This is a genomic window from Stenotrophomonas sp. YJH_SMC_57 (assembly GCF_059369755.1).
Genome location: NZ_JCAFSZ010000007.1, coordinates 75,826 through 94,979, shown reverse-complemented (window position 1 = coordinate 94,979; position 19,154 = coordinate 75,826). Strand labels below are relative to the sequence as shown.

The 19,154-nt window shown below is 67.9% G+C and carries 15 protein-coding genes; 7 read left to right on the top strand and 8 right to left on the bottom strand.

Annotation, left to right across the window (positions count from 1 at the left end):
• Positions 1-2,844 carry a bifunctional diguanylate cyclase/phosphodiesterase gene (locus tag AC5P7U_RS11120; protein ID WP_197564580.1) on the bottom strand — a complete coding sequence of 948 codons (2,844 nt, stop codon included), beginning with the start codon at positions 2,842-2,844 and terminating at the stop codon, positions 1-3.
• 247 nt (positions 2,845-3,091) lie between these two features.
• On the opposite strand from AC5P7U_RS11120, the gene AC5P7U_RS11115 reads away from it, so the two are divergent.
• From AC5P7U_RS11115 to AC5P7U_RS11095, 5 genes are all read left to right on the top strand, one after another.
• Positions 3,092-3,610 (top strand): RNA polymerase sigma factor, encoded by a 519-nt coding sequence (locus AC5P7U_RS11115; RefSeq protein ID WP_308309300.1) that lies wholly within the window; start codon positions 3,092-3,094, stop codon positions 3,608-3,610.
• Positions 3,607-4,605 (top strand): hypothetical protein, encoded by a 999-nt coding sequence (locus tag AC5P7U_RS11110; RefSeq protein WP_197564578.1) that lies wholly within the window; start codon positions 3,607-3,609, stop codon positions 4,603-4,605. Before AC5P7U_RS11115 ends, AC5P7U_RS11110 begins: the two co-directional genes overlap by 4 nt.
• A gap of 40 nt (positions 4,606-4,645) precedes the next feature.
• Positions 4,646-5,242 carry an IMPACT family protein gene (locus tag AC5P7U_RS11105; protein WP_049458065.1) on the top strand — a complete coding sequence of 199 codons (597 nt, stop codon included), beginning with the start codon at positions 4,646-4,648 and terminating at the stop codon, positions 5,240-5,242.
• Positions 5,235-7,007 (top strand): ABC transporter transmembrane domain-containing protein, encoded by a 1,773-nt coding sequence (locus AC5P7U_RS11100; protein ID WP_197564577.1) that lies wholly within the window; start codon positions 5,235-5,237, stop codon positions 7,005-7,007. Before AC5P7U_RS11105 ends, AC5P7U_RS11100 begins: the two co-directional genes overlap by 8 nt.
• A gap of 76 nt (positions 7,008-7,083) precedes the next feature.
• Positions 7,084-7,278 (top strand): hypothetical protein, encoded by a 195-nt coding sequence (locus AC5P7U_RS11095; RefSeq protein WP_005416191.1) that lies wholly within the window; start codon positions 7,084-7,086, stop codon positions 7,276-7,278.
• A gap of 218 nt (positions 7,279-7,496) precedes the next feature.
• Here AC5P7U_RS11095 and AC5P7U_RS11090 read toward each other — a convergent pair whose 3' ends face one another.
• From AC5P7U_RS11090 to AC5P7U_RS11080, 3 genes are all read right to left on the bottom strand, one after another.
• Complete coding sequence (locus AC5P7U_RS11090; RefSeq protein ID WP_197564576.1) at positions 7,497-8,621, bottom strand: prephenate dehydrogenase; 1,125 nt, start codon at positions 8,619-8,621, stop codon at positions 7,497-7,499.
• Positions 8,618-9,526 (bottom strand): pyridoxal kinase, encoded by a 909-nt coding sequence (pdxY, locus tag AC5P7U_RS11085; RefSeq protein WP_197564575.1) that lies wholly within the window; start codon positions 9,524-9,526, stop codon positions 8,618-8,620. The genes AC5P7U_RS11090 and pdxY overlap by 4 nt, the downstream gene beginning before the upstream one ends.
• 615 nt (positions 9,527-10,141) lie before the next feature.
• Complete coding sequence (locus tag AC5P7U_RS11080; protein ID WP_053449491.1) at positions 10,142-11,341, bottom strand: MFS transporter; 1,200 nt, start codon at positions 11,339-11,341, stop codon at positions 10,142-10,144.
• A 72-nt stretch (positions 11,342-11,413) separates the two neighbouring features.
• Between AC5P7U_RS11080 and AC5P7U_RS11075 the strand changes: the two genes are divergently transcribed.
• Complete coding sequence (locus AC5P7U_RS11075; protein WP_197564965.1) at positions 11,414-12,211, top strand: AraC family transcriptional regulator; 798 nt, start codon at positions 11,414-11,416, stop codon at positions 12,209-12,211.
• Between the two features lie 60 nt (positions 12,212-12,271).
• Here AC5P7U_RS11075 and dnaJ read toward each other — a convergent pair whose 3' ends face one another.
• From dnaJ to hrcA, 4 genes are all read right to left on the bottom strand, one after another.
• On the bottom strand, positions 12,272-13,399 hold the full coding sequence (dnaJ, locus tag AC5P7U_RS11070; protein ID WP_006434177.1) for a molecular chaperone DnaJ: 1,128 nt from the start codon (positions 13,397-13,399) through the stop codon (positions 12,272-12,274).
• Between the two features lie 153 nt (positions 13,400-13,552).
• Positions 13,553-15,478, bottom strand: a complete 1,926-nt coding sequence (gene dnaK / locus AC5P7U_RS11065; protein ID WP_006434175.1) for a molecular chaperone DnaK — start codon at positions 15,476-15,478, stop codon at positions 13,553-13,555.
• A 181-nt stretch (positions 15,479-15,659) separates the two neighbouring features.
• Complete coding sequence (gene grpE / locus AC5P7U_RS11060) at positions 15,660-16,175, bottom strand: nucleotide exchange factor GrpE (protein WP_008267012.1); 516 nt, start codon at positions 16,173-16,175, stop codon at positions 15,660-15,662.
• A 63-nt stretch (positions 16,176-16,238) separates the two neighbouring features.
• Positions 16,239-17,303 carry a heat-inducible transcriptional repressor HrcA gene (hrcA, locus tag AC5P7U_RS11055; RefSeq protein WP_008266321.1) on the bottom strand — a complete coding sequence of 355 codons (1,065 nt, stop codon included), beginning with the start codon at positions 17,301-17,303 and terminating at the stop codon, positions 16,239-16,241.
• A 114-nt stretch (positions 17,304-17,417) separates the two neighbouring features.
• On the opposite strand from hrcA, the gene recN reads away from it, so the two are divergent.
• Positions 17,418-19,079 carry a DNA repair protein RecN gene (gene recN / locus AC5P7U_RS11050; RefSeq protein ID WP_006434170.1) on the top strand — a complete coding sequence of 554 codons (1,662 nt, stop codon included), beginning with the start codon at positions 17,418-17,420 and terminating at the stop codon, positions 19,077-19,079.
• Positions 19,080-19,154 lie beyond the last annotated feature (75 nt).

Genomic DNA, 19,154 nt, shown 5'->3' with positions numbered 1-19,154 from the left:
TCAGGCCACCGCGTGCACCCGGGGCGCAGGCCGGCCCAGCAGGTAGCCCTGGCCGTAATCACAGCCGAGTTCGCGCAGGGTCTGCCGCTGCGCCTCGGTCTCGATGCCTTCACCGATGGTCTCGATGCCCAGCGTGCGCGCCAGCGACAGCACGCCTTCAACCAGCGCGCGCGTGCTCTGCACTTCCGGGCCGTGCAGGCCGGCGATGAAACTCTGGTCGATCTTCAACGTGCTGATCGGGAAGCGGTGCAGGTAGGACAGCGCCGAGAAACCGGTACCGAAATCGTCCAGCTGCACCTGGATGCCACGCTCGCGCAGGCCCTGCAGGATGCGCAGCGTATGCGGGCCATCGTCCAGCAGCGCCACCTCGGTGATCTCCAGGCGCAGCCTGCGCGGATCGGCACCGCAGGTGTCGAGCAGGCCGAACAGGCGATCACTGAATTCCGCCGAACGGAAATGGCGCGGCGACACGTTCACCGAGACGTAGCCCTGGCCGCCCTTGCCCAGGCCAGCGATGACCTGCTCGTAGATCAGCCAGTCGACCTGTTCGATCAGGCCGCTTTCCTCGCCCAGCTCCAGGAACGCGCCCGGCAGCAGCAGGCCACGGCGCTCGTGCTGCCAGCGCAGCAGCGCTTCGTGCCCGACCACCTCGCCATCGGACAGGCGCACGATCGGCTGGTAGAAGGGAACGAAATCGCGGTTGTTGATCGCGCGGCGCAGATCGGCTTCCAGGTCGAGGCTGCGCATTGCCTGTTCGCGCATGTCCTCATCGAAGATCGAGCAACGATCGTGGCCCTGCGCCTTGGCCCGGTACATCGCCGCGTCGGCATCGCGCAGCAGTTCTTCACCAGTGCGGTAGCGCGGGTTCCACAAGGCGATGCCCAGGCTGCCGGACGGGAACAGCTCGCGCCCGGCGATCCACATCGATTCCTGCAATGCCAGCAGCAACCGCTGGCCGAAGTCCAATGCCTGTGCCAAGCCCTGCGGGCACTGCAGCAGCACGGCAAACTCGTCGCCGCCCAGCCGTGCCACAACATCCTCGGGGCCGGCCATCGACACGATGCGCTTGGCCACTTCCACCAGCATGCGGTCGCCGGCGGCATGGCCGATGCTGTCGTTGACCAGCTTGAAACGGTCCAGGTCGAGGAACAGCACGGCGAACACCGGGCCGCCCTCACGCTTGGCCAGCGCGAGCGCATCCTGCAGGCGGTCGAGCAGGTGCAACCGGTTGGGCAGGCCGGTCAACGCGTCATGCATGGCCTGGTGGGTCAGGCGCTGTTCCGCGCGCAGGCGCTCGCCGATCTGGCCGAGTAGTTTTTCATTCACCTCGGCCAGTTCACGGGTGCGCTCCTCCACCCGTTTTTCCAGCTCGGCATGCGCCGAACGCAGCCGCTGCTGGTCACGTTGGCGGGCCAGGCCGGTGCCGATGTTCTGCGCGACGAAGGTCAACAGGCGCTGGTCGTGCACGCTGAACGTGCTGCTCTCGCTGTAGCTCTGCACCACGATCGCGCCCACCACTTCATCGTCGCGCAGCAGGGGCACGCCCAGCCAGCAATGCGAGCGGGCGCCGGATTCGCGCACTTCGCCGGTGGCCAGCAGCGCGTCGATCTGCGCACGCGAGGCCAGCAACGGGCGCCGGTTGCGCACCACGTACTCGGTCAGGCCGCGGCTGAACGGTCGCGGCGCACGACTGGCATTGTGCTCGTCCACCGAATAGACGAAATCCAGTCCGTTGCCTGCCGGGTTGACCAGCGCGATGTAGAAGTTGCGCGCGTCGAGCAGGCGCCCGACCACGCCATGCACCTGCCCGTAGAACTGGGCCAGGCTGTCGGCCGACATCGCCATCTCGGCAATGTTGTACAGCGCGGTCTGCAGCTGTTCGGCGCGACGGCGCTCGGTCACTTCATCCTGCAGGCTGTGGTTGGCGCGCTGCAGTTCCTGCGTGCGCCTTTCCACCTGCTGCTCCAGCCGTACCTGCGCCTGGCGCCGGTCCATGGCGGTCTGCACGTGCTGGGCCACGAACCCCAGCAGGGCCCGCTCCGCTTCACCATAGCGGGCAGCCTGTTCATAGCTCTGCACCACGATGGCGCCGCATACGCGGCCATCGCGCAGCATCGGCACGCCCAGCCAGTCCAGGCTTTCCGGCCCGCGCTGGGGGTCGTGCTCCTGCTCCATCACCCGCGCCAGCAGTTCGCGCGATGGGCCACTGAGCGGCCTGCCATGGCGCAGCAGCGCCACGGTCAGGCTGCGAGGCATCTCGCTGGCGGCGTGGCTCTGCGATGGATCGGCCACGAAATCATCAACCTGGTCGGCGAAGTACAGGAAGCGGATCTGGTCCCGCACATCGTCGTACTCGACGATGTAGCAGTTCTCCGCGTACATCAGCGTGCCCAGCACGCCGTGCACGTGGCGCAGCATCTCGCCCATCTCAAGGTCGGCACCGGCCAGGTCGGCGATCTGGAACAACGCCTGCTGCAGGCGCTCGGCCTCTTCCAGCGCCTTGATCTGCCCGGCCTGGCGGCCACGCTGCAGCGCCAGCTCCATCGCCTGCCGGGCCAGCCCCCACCACGCGGACGAAGGCGCCGCGCCGGCCACCGACAGCAGCAGCCGCGCACCGTCGTACTCCCAGCCGTGCTGGCCGTCGCCGATGCCGGGTTCCCCGGAGGCGCAACCCTTAACCGCCAGCAAGGGCCACCCGCTCTGGCCGCAGCCCAGCTGCGGGTCGTCCCAACCCACGCAGACCACCGCCGATTCCGGCAACAGCGCATGCAGCGCGCGCACCAGCGCCGTGCTCAGCACGACCTCGTGTGGTGGCTCTTCCGCCGGTTCAGCATACGTGGACAAATGACAATCTCTTGGCGCCGTCTGTGCGTCGCCTCCCCTGAGCCGTCGAGCATAGCGCGCCACCCGGGGGGCAATGGAAGCCCGCAAACCCCGAATCGTGCGCCCGTACGTTTTTCCTGCTGTCCGTAGCCCCTTGCGCGCCATGAACCCTGCCCTGCCCGCCCTCGCCACCGGCTATGCGCCATCGCCTGCAGGCCTTACCCTGTACGCCGTGGAAGCCAGCGCATTGCCAACCGATGAAGCCTTGATGCTGGCCTGGGCCGGTGGTGACCTGCGCGCGTTCGAAAGCCTGTATGCGCGCCATCGCAAGCGGCTGTTCGGGTTCCTGCTGCGGCAACTGCGCGACAACGCGCTGGCCGAGGAGATCTTCCAGGACGTCTGGCAGCGGGTGATCAGCGCCCGCGCCGGCTGGCAGCCCGAGGCGGCATTCAGCACCTGGCTGTTCCGCATCGCCCATAACCGCTTGAACGATCACTGGCGTGCCGCCCGCCATCGTCCCTCCGCACCAGCCGACGCCGACCTGCGCCTGGCCGCGATCGAGGATGGGCAGACCCCGGAAGCCGAGCTTTCTGAATTCGAACAACGTCGCCGCATCCAGCTGGCGCTGGAACAACTGCCGCCCGAGCAGCGCGAAGTGCTGCAGCTGCGGCTGGATCAGGAACTGAGCCTGGAGGAGATCGGCCAGATCACCGGCGTAGGCCGGGAAACAGTGAAATCGCGGCTGCGCTATGCGATGGACAAGCTGCGTGCGGGATTGAACGCATGAACCGAGACGAACCGCTGACGCCGGAAGAACGCGAGCTGGCCCGCCTGCTCGGCCGTCGCGCCGAACAGGCGCCGCCGGCCGCGCTCGACGCCGCCATCCTGGCCGCGGCGCGCGCCGCCGTGGACGCACCGGCCGCCGCAACCGCCGCCTCCCCGGAAGCGCCCCGCGCACGGCGCTCGCGCTCGCGCTGGCCGGCCGTGTTCGGTATCGCCGCCTCGATGGTGTTCGCCATCGGCATCGCCTGGCAGCTGCGCCCGGAACCACCACCGGCCCCGGCAGGTGATGCAGCCGTCGCTGCAGCGCCTGCTGCTGCAGCCGGTGCCGCGGACGGTACGGCAGCAATCCCGGAACCGGCCGCGCCACCGGCAACGCCCGAGGCTGCTCCGATGGCGACTCCGATGGCCCCCGCCCCGCCCGCACCGGCTTCCCCCGCGCGGGCACCCGCAATGGCCGCAGCACCCAAGCCCGAACCCGTGGACGCACCGGCACGCGCCGCGCGTTCAAGGGCGGCCGAGGCCGCCGCCGATGCCGCCGCCGATACAGCTCTTGCAACACCGTCGGCCGCTCCTGCAGCGGCACCGCCTGCGCCACCGGCCCCGGCGGCCTACTCGGCAGCTGCTCCGGCCTTCGCGCCCGCTCCGGCAGCGGCGCTCAAGGCACGCCCGGCCGAGGCGGCCATGGACGACGCCGCAGCCAACGCCGAACCGGCGCAGGCACTGGATCGGGTACAGATCACCTCGATGAAGCGCGAGGCCGCCAGCCGTTCAGCCGCAGGCGTCATGCGCCGCAGCAGCGATGCCAGCCTGAGCGCCGATGCGGTGCAGGCCGAAGTCGGCGCCGACGCGCGCCTGCCGCGCCGGCAATGGCTGGAAAAAATCCGCGACCGCCGCGATGCGGGCCAGCGCGACCTTGCCCGCGCCAGCCTGGAACGCTACATCGAGCAGTATCCGGAATCGCGCCTGCCGCGCGACCTGCGCCCGTTGCTGGACGACTGAGGCCCGCGGAGGCCGGGCGCAACACCGTAGAATGGTGGAGATGCCCGATACCCTCGCCCAGCCGGTCAGCCACACGCTGGAAGTCAAACACAGCCGTTTCATTGCCCATGCCACGCCGATTGATGGCGCCGCGGCAGCGATGGCGTTCCTGCAGCAGGTTGCAGTGGCCGATGCCACGCACAACTGCTGGGCTTACCGCCATGGGCAGGACTACCGTTCCAGCGACGATGGCGAACCCGCAGGCACCGCCGGGCGGCCGATCCTGGCTGCCATCGATGGCCAGGGTTTCGACCGGGTGATGGTGGTGGTGACGCGCTGGTTCGGCGGCATCAAGCTCGGTGCCGGCGGCCTGGTCCGCGCCTACGGCGGTGCCGCCGCCGAGTGCCTGCGTACCGCCCCACGCCTTCCATTGGTCACCATGGCCCGACTGCAGCTGCTGGCCGGCTTCGAGGACCTGGGCAGCCTGCATGCCACCCTGCCTGCTTTTGGTGCCGGGAAACGTGATGAACAGTTCGATGCCAATGGCGTGTGCCTGCGGGTCGAATTGCCTGCCGATCAGGTCGACGCATTGAAAATCCGCCTGCGCGACGCCACCCGTGACCGTATCCGCATACAAGACGACGACCAGGATGACTGACAAGGACGACGCCCCCGCTTCGACCCCGCCGCTGCGCCGCCTTGGCAGCCTGCGCACGCTATGGCCGTTCGTGCGCCGCCACAGTGGCCTGTTCACGGCCTGGCTGCTGGCCCTGGCTGTCTCTTCGGCAGCCACGCTGAGCCTGCCGCCGGCCGTGAAGCAGATGATCGACCACGGCTTCAGCAGCGGCGGCCAGATCAACCGTGCGTTCGCCCTGCTGATGCTGGTGGCGGTGGTGATGGCGCTGGGTACCGCGGCGCGCTTCTACTTCGTGTCGCTGCTGGGCGAAAAGGTGGTCGCCGACCTGCGCAGCCAGCTGTACGCGCATCTGATCCAGCTGGGCGCCGGCTTCCACGACCGCAGCCGCAGCGGTGAGCTGGTCTCGCGCCTGACCGCCGACACCGAACTGCTGCGCAGCGTGGTCGGTTCAACGATGTCGGTCGCCCTGCGCAGCAGCGTGACCGTGGTCGGCAGCCTGGCGATGCTGTTCGTCACCAGCCCGAGGCTGGCAGCGTGGTCGCTGCTCGGCATCCCGCTGGCGGTGCTGCCGATCATCATCGGCGCGCGCAAGCTGCGCACCGTCGCGCGCAACAGCCAGGACCGCATCGCCGATGCCAACAGCCTGGCCAGCGAGACCCTCGGTGCGGTGCGTACGGTGCAGGCCCATGCCCGTGAGCCGTACGAACGCGGCCGCTTCGACCATGCGCTTGGCGACGCGATCAAGGCCGCACGCCGCCGCATCGGCGCGCAGTCGCTGGTCACCGCCAGCGCCATCCTGCTGGTGTTCGGCGCCATCGTGGGAGTGCTCTGGCTGGGTGCACACGACGTGATCGACGGGCGCCTGAGCGCCGGCACCCTCGGCCAGTTCGTGCTGTATGCGCTGATCGGCGGCGGCTCGGTCGGCGCGCTGGCCGAAGTCTGGAACGAACTGCAGCGTGCGGCCGGTGGCATGGGCCGCATCGGTGAGCTGCTGCAGGAAGACATCGAGATCCGCGCGCCGGCACAGCCGCACGCGCTGCCGCAGCTGCTGCGTGGCGAAATCCAGTTCGACGATGTGGTCTTCCATTACCCGCAGCGGCCGGACCAGGCCGCGCTGGATCATTTCAGCCTGCACGTGCAGCCCGGCGAGACCGTCGCCCTGGTCGGCCCGTCCGGCGCCGGCAAGAGCACGGTGCTGTCGATGCTGCTGCGTTTCCACGATCCGGCCAGCGGCCGCGTCTGCGTGGATGGCGTCGACGTGCGCCAGGCCGACCCGGCCGAACTGCGCGCGCAGCTGGCGCTGGTACCGCAGCAGCCGACGTTGTTCGCGGCCAGTGCGCGCGAGAACATCCGTTATGGCCGCCTGCAGGCCAGCGACGACGAGGTCGAGCAGGCCGCGCGCGCAGCCGAGGCCGATGGCTTCCTGCGCGCGTTGCCGCAGGGCTACGACAGTGAACTGGGTGAGCGCGGCGCCCGCCTCTCCGGCGGCCAGCAGCAGCGCGTGGCGATTGCCCGTGCCCTGCTGAAGGACGCACCGATCCTGCTGCTGGACGAAGCCACCAGCGCGCTGGACGCGCAGAGCGAGTACAGCGTGCAGCAGGCGCTGGAGCGGTTGATGGCCGGCCGCACGACGCTGGTGATCGCCCACCGCCTGGCCACCGTGCTCAAGGCCGACCGCATCGTGGTGATGGACCAGGGCCGTATCGTGGCCGAGGGCACGCACGCACAGTTGCTGGCCGAAGGCGGTCTGTACGCTGAACTGGCAAGGCTACAGTTCATCGATTGATGACGGTCGCCTAACATCGGCCGGACCAAGCTGGCGACGAAAAGCAGCGTTCGTAGTCCGTAGAAGGAGGTGCACGATGTCGTTCCGTCAGTTTCCCGCCGTCGACAGCAATGGCGAAAGCCACATCATCATCGAGTTCAAGCCCGAGGCGAATGGCAGCGGGCACCACTCCGAGGCTACGCCGCGCTACGAGCTGGATGATGGCCGCCAGCTGGTGCGCAACGGCCGCGAGTTCACCACCAGCGGCGGAGAACTGCGGCTGACGATCTAGCACTGCCACCCTGCCTGGTGGGTGCCCACCTTGGTGGGCACTGGCTTTATCGCCGCGCCTGACGGACGCGGCTGCGAAAAGCAGTCGAGCATCGGTCGACGCTACAAAGAGGTGTGGTCAATTTATCGCCAGGCATCTTGACAGCCTTGCGGACCAAGGCCTGCGCGCGGTTATCCACATGTTTGCGCAGAAATCATCCACACTGCCTGTGGATGAATTCAGCCGAGCACCCGGCCGATGCCGCTGGCGTCCACCTCGGCCGCCGACGCAGCGATCGCCATCGGGTCGCTGCCCGCAACGAAACCGATTCGGAAATGCACTTCGCCGCCGGGCGTGCGCGAAGAGTGGATCGAGGCCAGGCTGATGCCGTGCTGCTCGAACACATTCAGCAGCTCACGCAGCGAACCGGGCCGGTCTTCCGGCAGATGCACCGACAGCGCATTGCGCTCGGTCAGGTCCGCCAGCAGGTAGCCCACGCGCTCGAAGGTGTAGTTGCCGTCAGCCAGGGCCTGCTCGCCGAAGGCGCTGCGGTTGGCCGACAACAGCTGCTCGCGGAATGCCCCGCGTGCACCGTCGTCGCCCTGCCCGACCTGTGCCTGCAGGGACTGCAACTGGCCGATCAGCCGCTCCAGCATCGGCGCCACGTACGGGTTACCGAACTGGATGTCTTCGTAGATGACCGGATTCAACGACAGGATGCGCGAAATGATCGCGGTATCCAGCTCGAACGACGCCGAACGATACGGCATCATCGCGGCCAGGTCGCCCAGCTGCGGCTGGTACTGGCGCAGCACCCCAGCCTGGGCCAGGTGGCTGGCATGCACCATCGCCTGTACCAGCGCCATCATCTGGTCATGGTGCTGCGGGGTGGCACGCACGCACTCGGCCTGCAGCGCCGCGCACAACGCGTCGACCCACGGCTGCCAGTGCTGCAGCCGCGCTTCGCACACCACCATCACCCGGCCTTTCAGCGTCGGTGCCTTGGGCGGTGCGGTCATCGGATGCAGGCCGACCACTTCAGCCTGCGAGGCCAGCATCGCCTGCACCGGCGCTTCCTTCACCGACGTCACGTCCAGCCACAGGCGGTCCTGCTCGCGCCCCGCGGACTGCTGCACGTACTGGGCGATCAGCGCGGGCGTGTGCCGGATCGGTGCCGAGAACACCAGCACATCGGCCTGCGCCAGCAGCTGCTCCGGCGTGTGTGAAGCCGGGTCCGCGGGATCATGGCCAATCACCTGCAGCTGCATGTGCTGCTGGAAGAAGCGGCTCAACCAGCGCCCGTAGGCGCCGGCACTGCCGACAATGCCGACCGTGCGCGGCGTGTGTTCGTGCAGACCGCTCATGCCACGCGTTCGGCGCGGAAGCGCGTACCTTCGGCCAGCGCAGCAGGCGCTGCGGCAATAACGTCGAACTCTTCGAAGCCGTTGTCCAGGGTCGCCTCCAGCGCCGCATGGGTACCGGCAATGGCGCGCGAGATCGCCTGCTGCATCGATTCGCCGCGCAGCAGGAACGACACTACCAGTGACATCAGCACATCGCCGGTGCCTGCCACATCCACCGGCAGCAGCGGCGAGGTCCAGCGCCAGGTTTCCTCGCGTCCCACCGCCAGGGTTACCAGCTCACCGGGGTTTCCACCGACGCTGTGCGCGATCACCCACTGCGGACCACGGTCGAGCAACGTACGGGCGGCGGCGATGGCATCGGCCTCGGCCAGCGCGGGCATGCCGGTGAGCCGATTGAGTTCGAATGCATTCGGCGTGACCAGCCAGGCATGCGGCAGCAGGCGCTCGGCGAAGATTGCTTCCAGGCCAGGCTCGACATAGGGCCCGGTATGGGTATCACCGATCACCGGGTCCAGGCAGTAGCGCAGCTGCGGGCAGGCCGGCAGGATCTCGTCCAGCCAGTCGGCGAACGCCGCACCGTTGGCGGTACTGCCGAAGTAACCGGACACCAGCATCCTGGCCCGCTGCGGCAGGCCGCGTTCGTAGGTACCGAGCAGCAGATCGGCGAACCAGTCGGCGGGCAGCACGCGGCCGCGGGTGGTGTCGTAGAACGGCGCGTTGCTGAGCAGCACGGTCGGGATTTCCGCCACGCGCACGCCGAGCGCGCGCATCGGCGGGACGGCGGCGCTGTTGCCGGCGTGGCCGTAGACAAGTTGCGACTGGACCGAGATGACATCGATCGGCGACGGGCCGTCGGGCCGCTGGCGGCGGCCGTGGACCAGGTGGTTGTCAAGGGATTCGCTCATGCCAGCATTCTACGCCCGGTGGAGGGTTCGGCAGGGCTTGCAGCCCTGCACCTGCTTGCAAGCCAGGTCAACGTCAACGTCAAAAACGGGCATTCCGTGGGGAGGCGGGGCGGTGCCGGAGTGCGGGGACGCCGTGAACCCCGCTCCGCGGTCCGGCCCAGCCGCTGGCGGCTGTGCGTTCGGGCGCTTGCGAAGCAGTGCTTCGCAAGCAAAGCGCCCTCACCCATGGGGGCTTGGCCGCGGCATCCATGCCGCGGACACCCCGCACTCCGACACCGCCCCACCTCTGACAGATTCCGTGTGCTGTTGGTAGGTGTCGACCTTGGTCGACACATCAGTGAGACATCGAATGAATTCATCCGTGTCGACCAAGGTCGACACCTACCAGAGCAAAACGCCGCTCTGACAGATCGCGAAAAACTGTCGAAGGCGGGGTGGGTCCGGTTGAGGGGGCGTGAGCCGCATGGATGCGGCGACCGAGCTTACATGGACGTACTTGCAGCGTCCCCCTCAACCGGACCCACCCCGCCAACCCACGGATAGCCCGCTTCTGCTGTTGCTTCGGCTCTGGCTTGTAGCAGGTGCAGGGCTGCAAGCCCTGCAAACCAGAACCCCTCAGTGAGCAGCAGGCCGCGACGGCGGCAGCCACGCCGCCACGATGCCGAGCAGCGGCAGGAACGCGGTCAACTGGTAGACGTACTCGATGCTGGTCTTGTCTGCCAGCAGGCCGAGCACGGCGGCGCCCAATCCGCCCATGCCGAACGCAAAGCCGAAGAACAGGCCCGACACCATGCCGATGCGGTGCGGCATCATCTCCTGCGCGTAGACCACGATCGCCGAGAACGCCGAGGACAGCACGAAGCCGATCAGCACCGCCAGCACCGTCGTCCAGAACAGATCCGCATGCGGCAACATCAGTGCGAACGGCGCCACACCCAGGATCGAGGTCCAGATGATCGGCTTGCGACCGATGCGGTCACCCAGCGGGCCACCCAGGAAACCACCTGCCGCTGATGCCACCAGGAATGCGAACAGGTGCAGCTGCGCCTGTGCCACCGGAATGCCGAAATGGTGGATCAGGTAGAAGGTGAAGTAGCTGCCGATGCTGGCCATGTAGAAGTACTTGCTGAAGATCAGCACCAGCAGGATCGCCAGCACCTTGGCCACGGTGCGCGGCGGATGCCGCGGCGCCATCGACGCGGTGCTGGCCGGACGCGGCGTGCCCAGGTGCAGCGCATACCAGCGGCCGACATAGGTCAGCAGCGCGATGCCGATCAGGGCGGCACCGGCGAACCACGAGGCGGCATGCTGGCCATACGGCACGATCACCGCTGCAGCAATCAGCGGGCCGAGCGCGGTGCCGAAATTGCCGCCGACCTGGAACACCGACTGCGCGAAGCCATGACGACCTCCGGAGGCCAGCCGCGCAATGCGCGAGGCTTCCGGGTGGAAGATCGCCGAACCGATGCCGACCATCGCGGCGGCCAGCAGCACCACGGCGTAGCTCGATGCGAAGCCGAGCAGCAGCATGCCGCACAGGGTCGAGGCCATGCCGATCGGCAGCGAATACGGCGCCGGGCGCCGGTCGGTGGCCATGCCGACCAACGGCTGGAAGATCGAGGCGGTGAGCTGGTAGGTCAGGGTGATCAGGCCGATCTGGGTGAAGCTGAGATTGAAGCCGCCCTTGATCACCGGATAGATGGCCAGGATCAACGACTGCATCATGTCGTTGACCACGTGCGAGGTGGAAATGGCAGCCAGCACGCCGGGAGCCACCGGGCGTGAGGTCGTTGCAGGAGAAGCCAGGGCGGACATGGACGCAGTCAGGTTGGGGGCGAGCCACGCATGCTACGGTTGCCCTCCCCTCCCTTCTGCCGCGTTCGGGTCATGGCCTATCGCAAAAAGGACATTGGCAGCGACGTCGATCCGGCGGCGCCCTGGCGCGACGTCCCCCAGCATCGCCCGGTCACCTATCGGGTCACCCAGTACCCGGCCGGTACCCACATCGCAGGCCACAAGCACCAGCGCCACCAGCTGGTCTATGCCATCTCGGGGCTGATGGTGGTGCGCTCGGAAGTGGGCCGCTGGGTGGTGCCCTCGACCCGTGCGATCTGGATGCCGGCCGGCATGGTGCACGCGGTCGACTGCATCGCCGCCGTGCACATGCGCAGCCTGTACATCGACCCGTTGTTCGCGCCGCAGCTGCCGGCCGAACCGTTCGCGGTGCAGGTGGCACCCCTGCTGCGCGAGCTGCTGCAGGCCGCCACGCTGATCAAGGGCGAGCACATCGAAGACAGCCGCGATGGCCGCGTGGTGCGCCTGCTGCTGGACGAACTGCATCGCATGGACGTGCTGCCGCTGCATCTGCCTGCCGCGACCGACCCGCGCCTGCAGCGGATCTGCCAGCACATCCAGAAGCACCCTGGCGATGACGCCACGCTGCAGGACTGGGCGCAGGCACTGGAGGTGGACGTGAAGACCATCCAGCGGCATTTCGGCAGCGAACTGGGCATGACCTTCGGCCAGTGGCGGCAACAGGCACGGCTGCTGGCTGCGATGGAACGCCTGGCAGTGGGTGACAAGGTCATCGATGTGGCGCTGGCGATGGGCTATGACAGCCCAAGCGCGTTCACCAGCATGTTCAAGCGGCAGCTGGGGCAGACGCCGGCGGCATTTTTCCGATGATCGCAAACGAAAACGCCGGGCTTGGCCCGGCGCTGCCGTTCAACGCGTCCGTTGAAAAACTCAGGACGTCATGCGGTCCCAGAAGCCCTTTACGCCATCCATGAAGGTGGCCGACTTCGGCGAGTGCTTGCGCGCTTCCTCGCCAACGAAGGTGGCTTCGAACTGCTCCAGCAGCTTGCGCTGTTCGTTGGTGAGGTTGACCGGGGTCTCCACCACCACGCGGCAGTACAGATCGCCCTCGCTGCGGCTGCGCACCGAACGCACGCCCTTGCCGCGCAGACGGAACAGCTTGCCGGTCTGGGTCTCGGCCGGGATGCGGATCTCCGCCTCGCCGCCCAGGGTGGCCACGCGCACGGTGTCGCCCAATGCGGCCTGCGAGATGCGAATCGGCACTTCACAGTGCAGGTCGTCGCCATCGCGCTGGAAGATGGCGTGCTCGCGCACGCGCACTTCCACGTACAGGTCGCCCGGCGGGGTACCGGCCGGACCGGCCTCACCCTCGCCCTGCAGGCGGATGCGGTCGCCGGTATCGACACCGGCCGGCACCTTCACCGACAGCACCTTGTCTTCCTCGACACGGCCGTTGCCGTGGCAGGTCTTGCAGGGCTTGGCGATGATCTGGCCGCGGCCGCCGCAGTTGTGGCAGGCCTGCTGCATGGCGAAGATGCCGCGCTGGATGCGTACCTGGCCACGGCCATGGCAGACGTTGCAGGTCTCGACCTTGCCGTCTTCGGAGCCACTGCCATCGCAGTCGCCGCATTCGGCCAGGGTCGGGATCTCGATGCGGCGCTCGACGCCACGCACCGCTTCCTCCAGGTCCAGCTCCATCACGTAGCCGATATCGGCACCGCGACGGGCCTGGCGCGGGCCACCGCCTGCACCACCAAAGATGTTGCCGAAGATATCGCCGAAGATATCGTTCATGTCCGGGCCGCCCGGACCGCCACCACCGCCCATGCCGTGCTCGAACGCAGCATGGCCGTGGCTGTCGTACATGCGGCGCTTGTTGCCGTCGGACAGCACTTCGTAGGCTTCCTTGCACTCCTTGAAGGAGGCTTCGGCCGCTGCATCACCCGGGTTGCGGTCCGGGTGGAACTTCATCGCGCAGCGACGGTAGGCCTTCTTCAGCTCGTCGTCGGTGGCGGTGCGGGCAACGCCCAGCACTTCGTAGTAATCGCGCTTGCTCATATCGTGAATCTGGTTCCGGAAAGTCGGGATTCGTCAAAGCGGAAGAGCGGAACCAGGTCCGCTCTTGCGTCGGGCGCCCCGACACGCCGGTGGCGGCCAGGACCCTGATGCGACAACGGGACGCTGCCAGGCAGCGTCCCGCGTCGGTCCGGATCAGGACTTCTTGTCGTCCTTGACTTCGGTGAACTCGGCATCGACCACATCGTCGTTGCCCTTGCCAGCGTTGCCGGCGTCGGCGCCCGGGGCGGCACCGCCCTGGTCGGCCGAAGCCGCGGCGAACAGCGACTGGCCCGCTTCTTCCAGCACCTTCGACTTGGCTTCGATCTGTGCCTTGTCGTCACCCTTCATCGCGGTTTCCAGGTCAGCCAGGGCCGCCTCGACCTTGCCGATCACTTCGCCGCCGACCTTGCTGCCGTGCTCGGTGATCGCGCTGCGGGTGCCGTGGATCAGGGCATCGGCCTGGTTGCGGGCCTGCACCAGCTCCTGGAACTTCTTGTCTTCTTCGCGGTTGGCTTCCGCGTCGGCGACCATGCGTGCGATCTCTTCCTCGGACAGGCCCGAACCGGCCTTGATCTCGACCTTCTGTTCCTTGTTGGTCTTCTTGTCCTTGGCCGACACGTGCAGGATGCCGTTGGCGTCGATGTCGAAGGACACTTCCACCTGCGGCAGGCCACGCGGGGCCGGCTCGATGCCGGACAGGTCGAACTTGGCCAGCGACTTGTTGAAGCGGGCCTGTTCGCGCTCACCCTGCAGCACGTGCACGGTCACGGCCGACTGGTTGTCTTCGGCGGTGGAGAACACCTGCGACGCCTTGGTCGGGATGGTGGTGTTCTTCTCGATGATCTTGGTGAACACGCCGCCCATGGTCTCGATGCCCAGCGACAGCGGGGTCACGTCCAGCAGCAGCACGTCCTTGACGTCGCCGCCGAGCACACCGCCCTGGATCGCCGCACCCAGTGCCACGGCTTCGTCCGGGTTGACGTCCTTGCGCGGTTCCTTGCCGAAGAACTCGGTCACCGCCTGCTGCACCTTCGGCATGCGGGTCTGGCCACCGACCAGGATCACTTCGCTGATGTCGCTCGAACGCAGGCCGGCATCGTTCAGGGCGACGCGGCACGGCTCGATCGACTTCTTGATCAGGTCTTCCACCAGCGCTTCCAGCTTGGCGCGGGTCAGCTTGATGTTCAGGTGCTTCGGGCCCGAGGCGTCAGCGGTGACGTACGGCAGGTTCACTTCGGTCTGCTGGGCGCTGGACAGCTCGATCTTGGCACGCTCGGCGGCGTCCTTCAGGCGCTGCAGGGCCAGCGGATCCTTGCGCAGGTCGATGCCCTGGTCCTTGTTGAATTCTTCAACCAGGTACTCGATGACGCGGTTGTCGAAGTCTTCGCCGCCCAGGAAGGTGTCGCCGTTGGTGGCCAGCACTTCGAACTGCTTCTCGCCGTCGACGTTGGCGATCTCGATCACCGACACGTCGAAGGTACCGCCGCCCAGATCGTACACCACGATCTTGCGATCCTTGTTGTCGCCCTTGTCCAGGCCATAGGCCAGCGCGGCCGCGGTCGGCTCGTTGATGATGCGCTTGACGTCCAGGCCGGCGATGCGGCCGGCGTCCTTGGTCGCCTGGCGCTGGCTGTCGTTGAAGTAGGCCGGCACGGTGATGACCGCTTCGGTGACCTTCTCACCGAGGAAGTCCTCGGCGGTCTTCTTCATCTTTTCCAGCACCTTGGCCGAGATTTCCTGCGGCGCCATCTTCTTGCCGTCGCTGGTCGACACCCAGGCGTCGCCATTGTCATGGGCCAGGATGCCGTACGGGACGTGCGCGATGTCCTTCTGCACTTCGGCGTCGGTGAACTTGCGGCCGATCAGGCGCTTCACCGCGTAGAAGGTGTTCTTCGGGTTGGTCACGGCCTGGCGCTTGGCCGAGGCGCCGACCAGGACTTCGCCGTCCTTGGTGTAGGCGACGATCGACGGGGTGGTGCGATCGCCTTCCGAATTCTCGATGACGCGGGCCTTGCCGCCGTCCATGATCGCCACGCACGAGTTGGTGGTGCCGAGGTCGATACCAATGATCTTGCCCATGGGGGAGACTCCTGAGGATGCTTGTTGGGGTCAGTCCGGCCGTTCGGCCGGTGGATGAATACGATGTGGGGGAGGCTCGTGGAACATTCAAGCCATCTCCCGAACGCTGTGTTTCCGGTCGTCCGGCGCGTTCAGCGTCGGGACGGGTCGCGGGCATTCCCGCCTCCCGGCCCGGCACGGGTCAGTCGGCGGCCACGACCACCAGCGCCGGCCGCAGCAGGCGCTCGTTGAGCAGGTAGCCCTTCTGGAACACGGTCACCACGGTGCCGGGGGCGGCGCCCGGGGTCGGCACCTGGCTGATCGCCTGGTGGTGTTCCGGGTTGAACGGCTGGCCGGTCGGGTCCAGCAGCACCAGGCCGTTGTCGGCGGCGACCTTCAGCAGCTGCTTGTAGGTCAGCTCCAGGCCTTCGCGCAGCGGGTGCGGGTCATCGCCGGCAGCCTTCAGGCCGGCATCCAGGCTGTCGAACACCGGCAGCAGCTCGCCCAGCAGCTTTTCGTTGGCAAACTTGCGGGCCTGCTCGATGTCACGGGCCACGCGCTTGCGCTGGTTCTCCAGGTCGGCGCGCTCACGCAGCGCATCGGCCTTGATCTGCTCGACTTCGGCGCGCAGGCGCTCCACTTCGTCATTGACGCCGGCGGCGGCGGCCGCATCGGCGGCACTCTGCTGGGATTCGATATCTGGATGTTCGTGGTTCATGTCTGGGTCCCTGGCGGTCAATCTCCGCCTCCACCCACCCTAGTGTGGGCGGGATGCTGCGTTTCAAGCGTCGGATGTTCCCGGCGTGCGCCCGGCCGGCGAAAAGGCCGCGCCCAGCACATCAGCGGTGGCCTGGACCAGCGGGATCATGCGGTCGTAGGCCATCCGCTTCGGGCCGATCACGCCCAGCACGCCCAGCACCTGGCCGTTGGCGGTATAGGGGGCGGTGACCAGCGAAACGCCCTGCAGCGGCATCATCCCGGTTTCTTCGCCGATGAAGATGCGTACACCCGGGGCCTGGATGGTCCGCTCCAGCAGCTGCAGGATCTCGCGCTTGCTGGAGAACAGTTCGAACAGCTCGCGCAGGCGCTCCAGGTCGGACAGGTCCTGCACGCCCATCAGCCGGGTCTGGCCGGCCACCAGCATGTCGTCGGCCGCCGGTTGCAGGGCCTGCTCGGCCAGCTCGATGCTGTGCGCCAGCAGCTGCTCCAGTTCGGAGCGGGCATCGCGCAGCTCCAGCAGCAGGCGGGTGCGGATCTCGGCCATCGGCAGCCCGGCGAAATGGGCGTTGAGGTAGTTGGCGACCTGCTCCAGCTGCCCCGGCGCGAACTCCTGGCGGGTCTCGATGACCCGGTTCTGTACCTCGTTGTCGGCAAACACCAGGATCGCCAGCACCCGGCGCCCGTCCAGCGCCACGAAATCGATCTGGCGGAAGGCGAACTGCTCGCGCCGTGGCGCGCTGACCACGCCGACGAAGTGGCTCATCGCCGACAGCAGCTCCGAGGCGCTGCCCAGCAGGGCCTGGGTACTGCCGCCGCCGGCCAGCTCCTGGCGCAGGCGGGCCAGTTCGCCCTCCCCCGGCGGCTGCATCTGCAGCAGGCTGTCGACGAACACCCGGTAGCCATGCGCGGTCGGGATGCGCCCGGCCGAGGTATGCGGCGAGGCCAGCAGCCCCAGGTCCTCGAGGTCACCCAGGATGTTGCGGATGGTGGCCGGGCTGACCTCCAGGCCGGCCACACGCGCCAGCGTCTGCGAGCCGACCGGCTCACCGTCCTGGATGTAACGCGCGATCAGCGTGCGCAGCAGATGGCGCGCACGCGGGGCAAGCTGGTCGGGAGAACCGTGCATGGAATCAACCTGTGAGACACGGACACTAGATAATGGCGGCGCATCCCCTTGGCAAGTCATTGGACCTCCCTCGCCCGCGTGCTAGCGTTGCGCGGCTGCCGATACCCCTTACCCATGCTCAGACATCTTTCGATCAAGGATTTCGCCGTCGTCCGCGCCACCGAACTGGAGTTCGGGCCGGGCATGACCGTGGTTTCAGGCGAGACCGGCGCCGGCAAGTCGCTGATGGTCGACGCGCTGGGCTTCCTGTCCGGCCTGCGCGCCGACAGCGGCGTGGTCCGCCACGGCGCCGCCCGCGCCGAGCTTTCCGCCGAGTTCGCGCTGGACCAGCTGCAGGCAGCGCGCCAGTGGCTGGCCGACAACGAGCTGGACGATGAGGATCAGTGCCAGCTGCGCCGCGTGATCCGCGCCGACGGCGGATCGCGATCCTGGATCAATGGCCGTCCGGTCACCCTCGCACAGCTGGCCGACCTGGCCGCGCTGCTGGTGGAGATCCATGGCCAGCATGAACAACAGGCGCTGCTGACCCGTCCGTCGCAGCTGGCCCTGCTCGACGCCTATGCCGGCAACGAGGCGGAGCGCCGCCAGGTGCGCCGCGCCGCCGCCGCCTGGCAGGCACTGGTCGACGAGTCGCAGGCGCTGTCGCAACAGGGCGACGTGAGTGACCGGATCGGCTTCCTGGAGCACCAGCTGCGCGAACTGGACCGCGAGGACCTGGAACCGGAGTCGATCGCCGCGCTCGGCGCCAGCCACCGCCGCCAGGCCCATGCCAGTGCCCTGCTGAGCGCCTGCCAGGCGGCCAGCAACCAGCTCAACGGCGACGACGGCAGTTCCGCGCTGGACCTGCTGCAGCAGGTCCGCCACGAGCTGTCGCGCCTGATCGAACACGACCCGCGCCTGGGGGAGGTGGACGGCCTGATCGAGAATGCCTCGATCCAGCTGCACGAAGCCCTTTCGCTGCTGGACCGCGTGCATGACGACCTCGACGCCGACCCCGAGCAGTTCGAAGAGAATGAGCGGCGCCTGGGCCGCCTGCACGACCTGGCGCGCAAGCATCGCGTGCCGATGGACGAGCTGGGCGCGCAGCGCGAACGCATGCATGCCGAAGTGGAGCAGCTGCGCGGCGCCGACGAGCGCCTGCAGCGCCTGGCCGGCGAGATCGACAAGGCCGCCGCGGCCTGGCGCGTACAGGCCGAAGTGCTGACCGCCAGCCGTCGCAATGCCGCCGCCGAACTGTCGGCCACCACCACCGGCATCATCGCCGAGCTGGGCATGGGTGGCGGCCAGTTCCTGATCGAACTGGAGCCGCAGGACAACGGCAAGCCCGACCCGCAGGGTGCCGAGCGCGTGGAGTTCCTGGTCGCGGCCAACGCCGGCCAGCCGCCGCGCGCCCTGCGCAAGGTCGCCTCGGGTGGTGAACTGTCGCGCATCTCGCTGGCCATCGAAGTGGCGGCACTGGACCTGGATGCGGTGCCGACCATGGTGTTCGACGAAGTCGACTCCGGCATCGGCGGTGCGGTGGCCGACATCGTCGGCCAGAAGCTGCGCGCGCTGGGCGAGAAGCGCCAGGTGCTGTGCGTGACCCACCTGCCGCAGGTGGCCTCCAAGGGCCACGCGCATTACCGGGTCAGCAAGGCGCCGGTGGAAGGCATGACCCAGAGCGCGGTGGAAAAGCTGGACAGCAAGGCACGCGAGGAAGAACTGGCGCGCATGCTGGGCGGCGTGGAAGTGAGCAAGGAAGCGCGCGCCGCCGCCCGCAAGCTGCTGCAGGTCTGACGTCCGCACGCGTTCATCCACGCGTCGCGTGGATCTACAGGTAGTGCCGGCCGCTGGCCGGCAACCCGATGCGGG

Bases quoted from the DNA above. Each gene is read 5' to 3' on its own strand.
- AC5P7U_RS11115 (WP_308309300.1), top strand. From the start codon at position 3,092: ATGCTGGCCTGGGCCGGTGGTGACCTGCGCGCGTTCGAAAGCCTGTAT.
- AC5P7U_RS11110 (WP_197564578.1), top strand. From the start codon at position 3,607: ATGAACCGAGACGAACCGCTGACGCCGGAAGAACGCGAGCTGGCCCGC.
- AC5P7U_RS11105 (WP_049458065.1), top strand. From the start codon at position 4,646: ATGCCCGATACCCTCGCCCAGCCGGTCAGCCACACGCTGGAAGTCAAA.
- AC5P7U_RS11100 (WP_197564577.1), top strand. From the start codon at position 5,235: ATGACTGACAAGGACGACGCCCCCGCTTCGACCCCGCCGCTGCGCCGC.
- AC5P7U_RS11095 (WP_005416191.1), top strand. From the start codon at position 7,084: ATGTCGTTCCGTCAGTTTCCCGCCGTCGACAGCAATGGCGAAAGCCAC.
- AC5P7U_RS11090 (WP_197564576.1), bottom strand. From the start codon at position 8,621: ATGAGCGGTCTGCACGAACACACGCCGCGCACGGTCGGCATTGTCGGC.
- pdxY (WP_197564575.1), bottom strand. From the start codon at position 9,526: ATGAGCGAATCCCTTGACAACCACCTGGTCCACGGCCGCCGCCAGCGG.
- AC5P7U_RS11080 (WP_053449491.1), bottom strand. From the start codon at position 11,341: ATGTCCGCCCTGGCTTCTCCTGCAACGACCTCACGCCCGGTGGCTCCC.
- AC5P7U_RS11075 (WP_197564965.1), top strand. From the start codon at position 11,414: ATGGCCTATCGCAAAAAGGACATTGGCAGCGACGTCGATCCGGCGGCG.
- dnaJ (WP_006434177.1), bottom strand. From the start codon at position 13,399: ATGAGCAAGCGCGATTACTACGAAGTGCTGGGCGTTGCCCGCACCGCC.
- dnaK (WP_006434175.1), bottom strand. From the start codon at position 15,478: ATGGGCAAGATCATTGGTATCGACCTCGGCACCACCAACTCGTGCGTG.
- grpE (WP_008267012.1), bottom strand. From the start codon at position 16,175: ATGAACCACGAACATCCAGATATCGAATCCCAGCAGAGTGCCGCCGAT.
- hrcA (WP_008266321.1), bottom strand. From the start codon at position 17,303: ATGCACGGTTCTCCCGACCAGCTTGCCCCGCGTGCGCGCCATCTGCTG.
- recN (WP_006434170.1), top strand. From the start codon at position 17,418: ATGCTCAGACATCTTTCGATCAAGGATTTCGCCGTCGTCCGCGCCACC.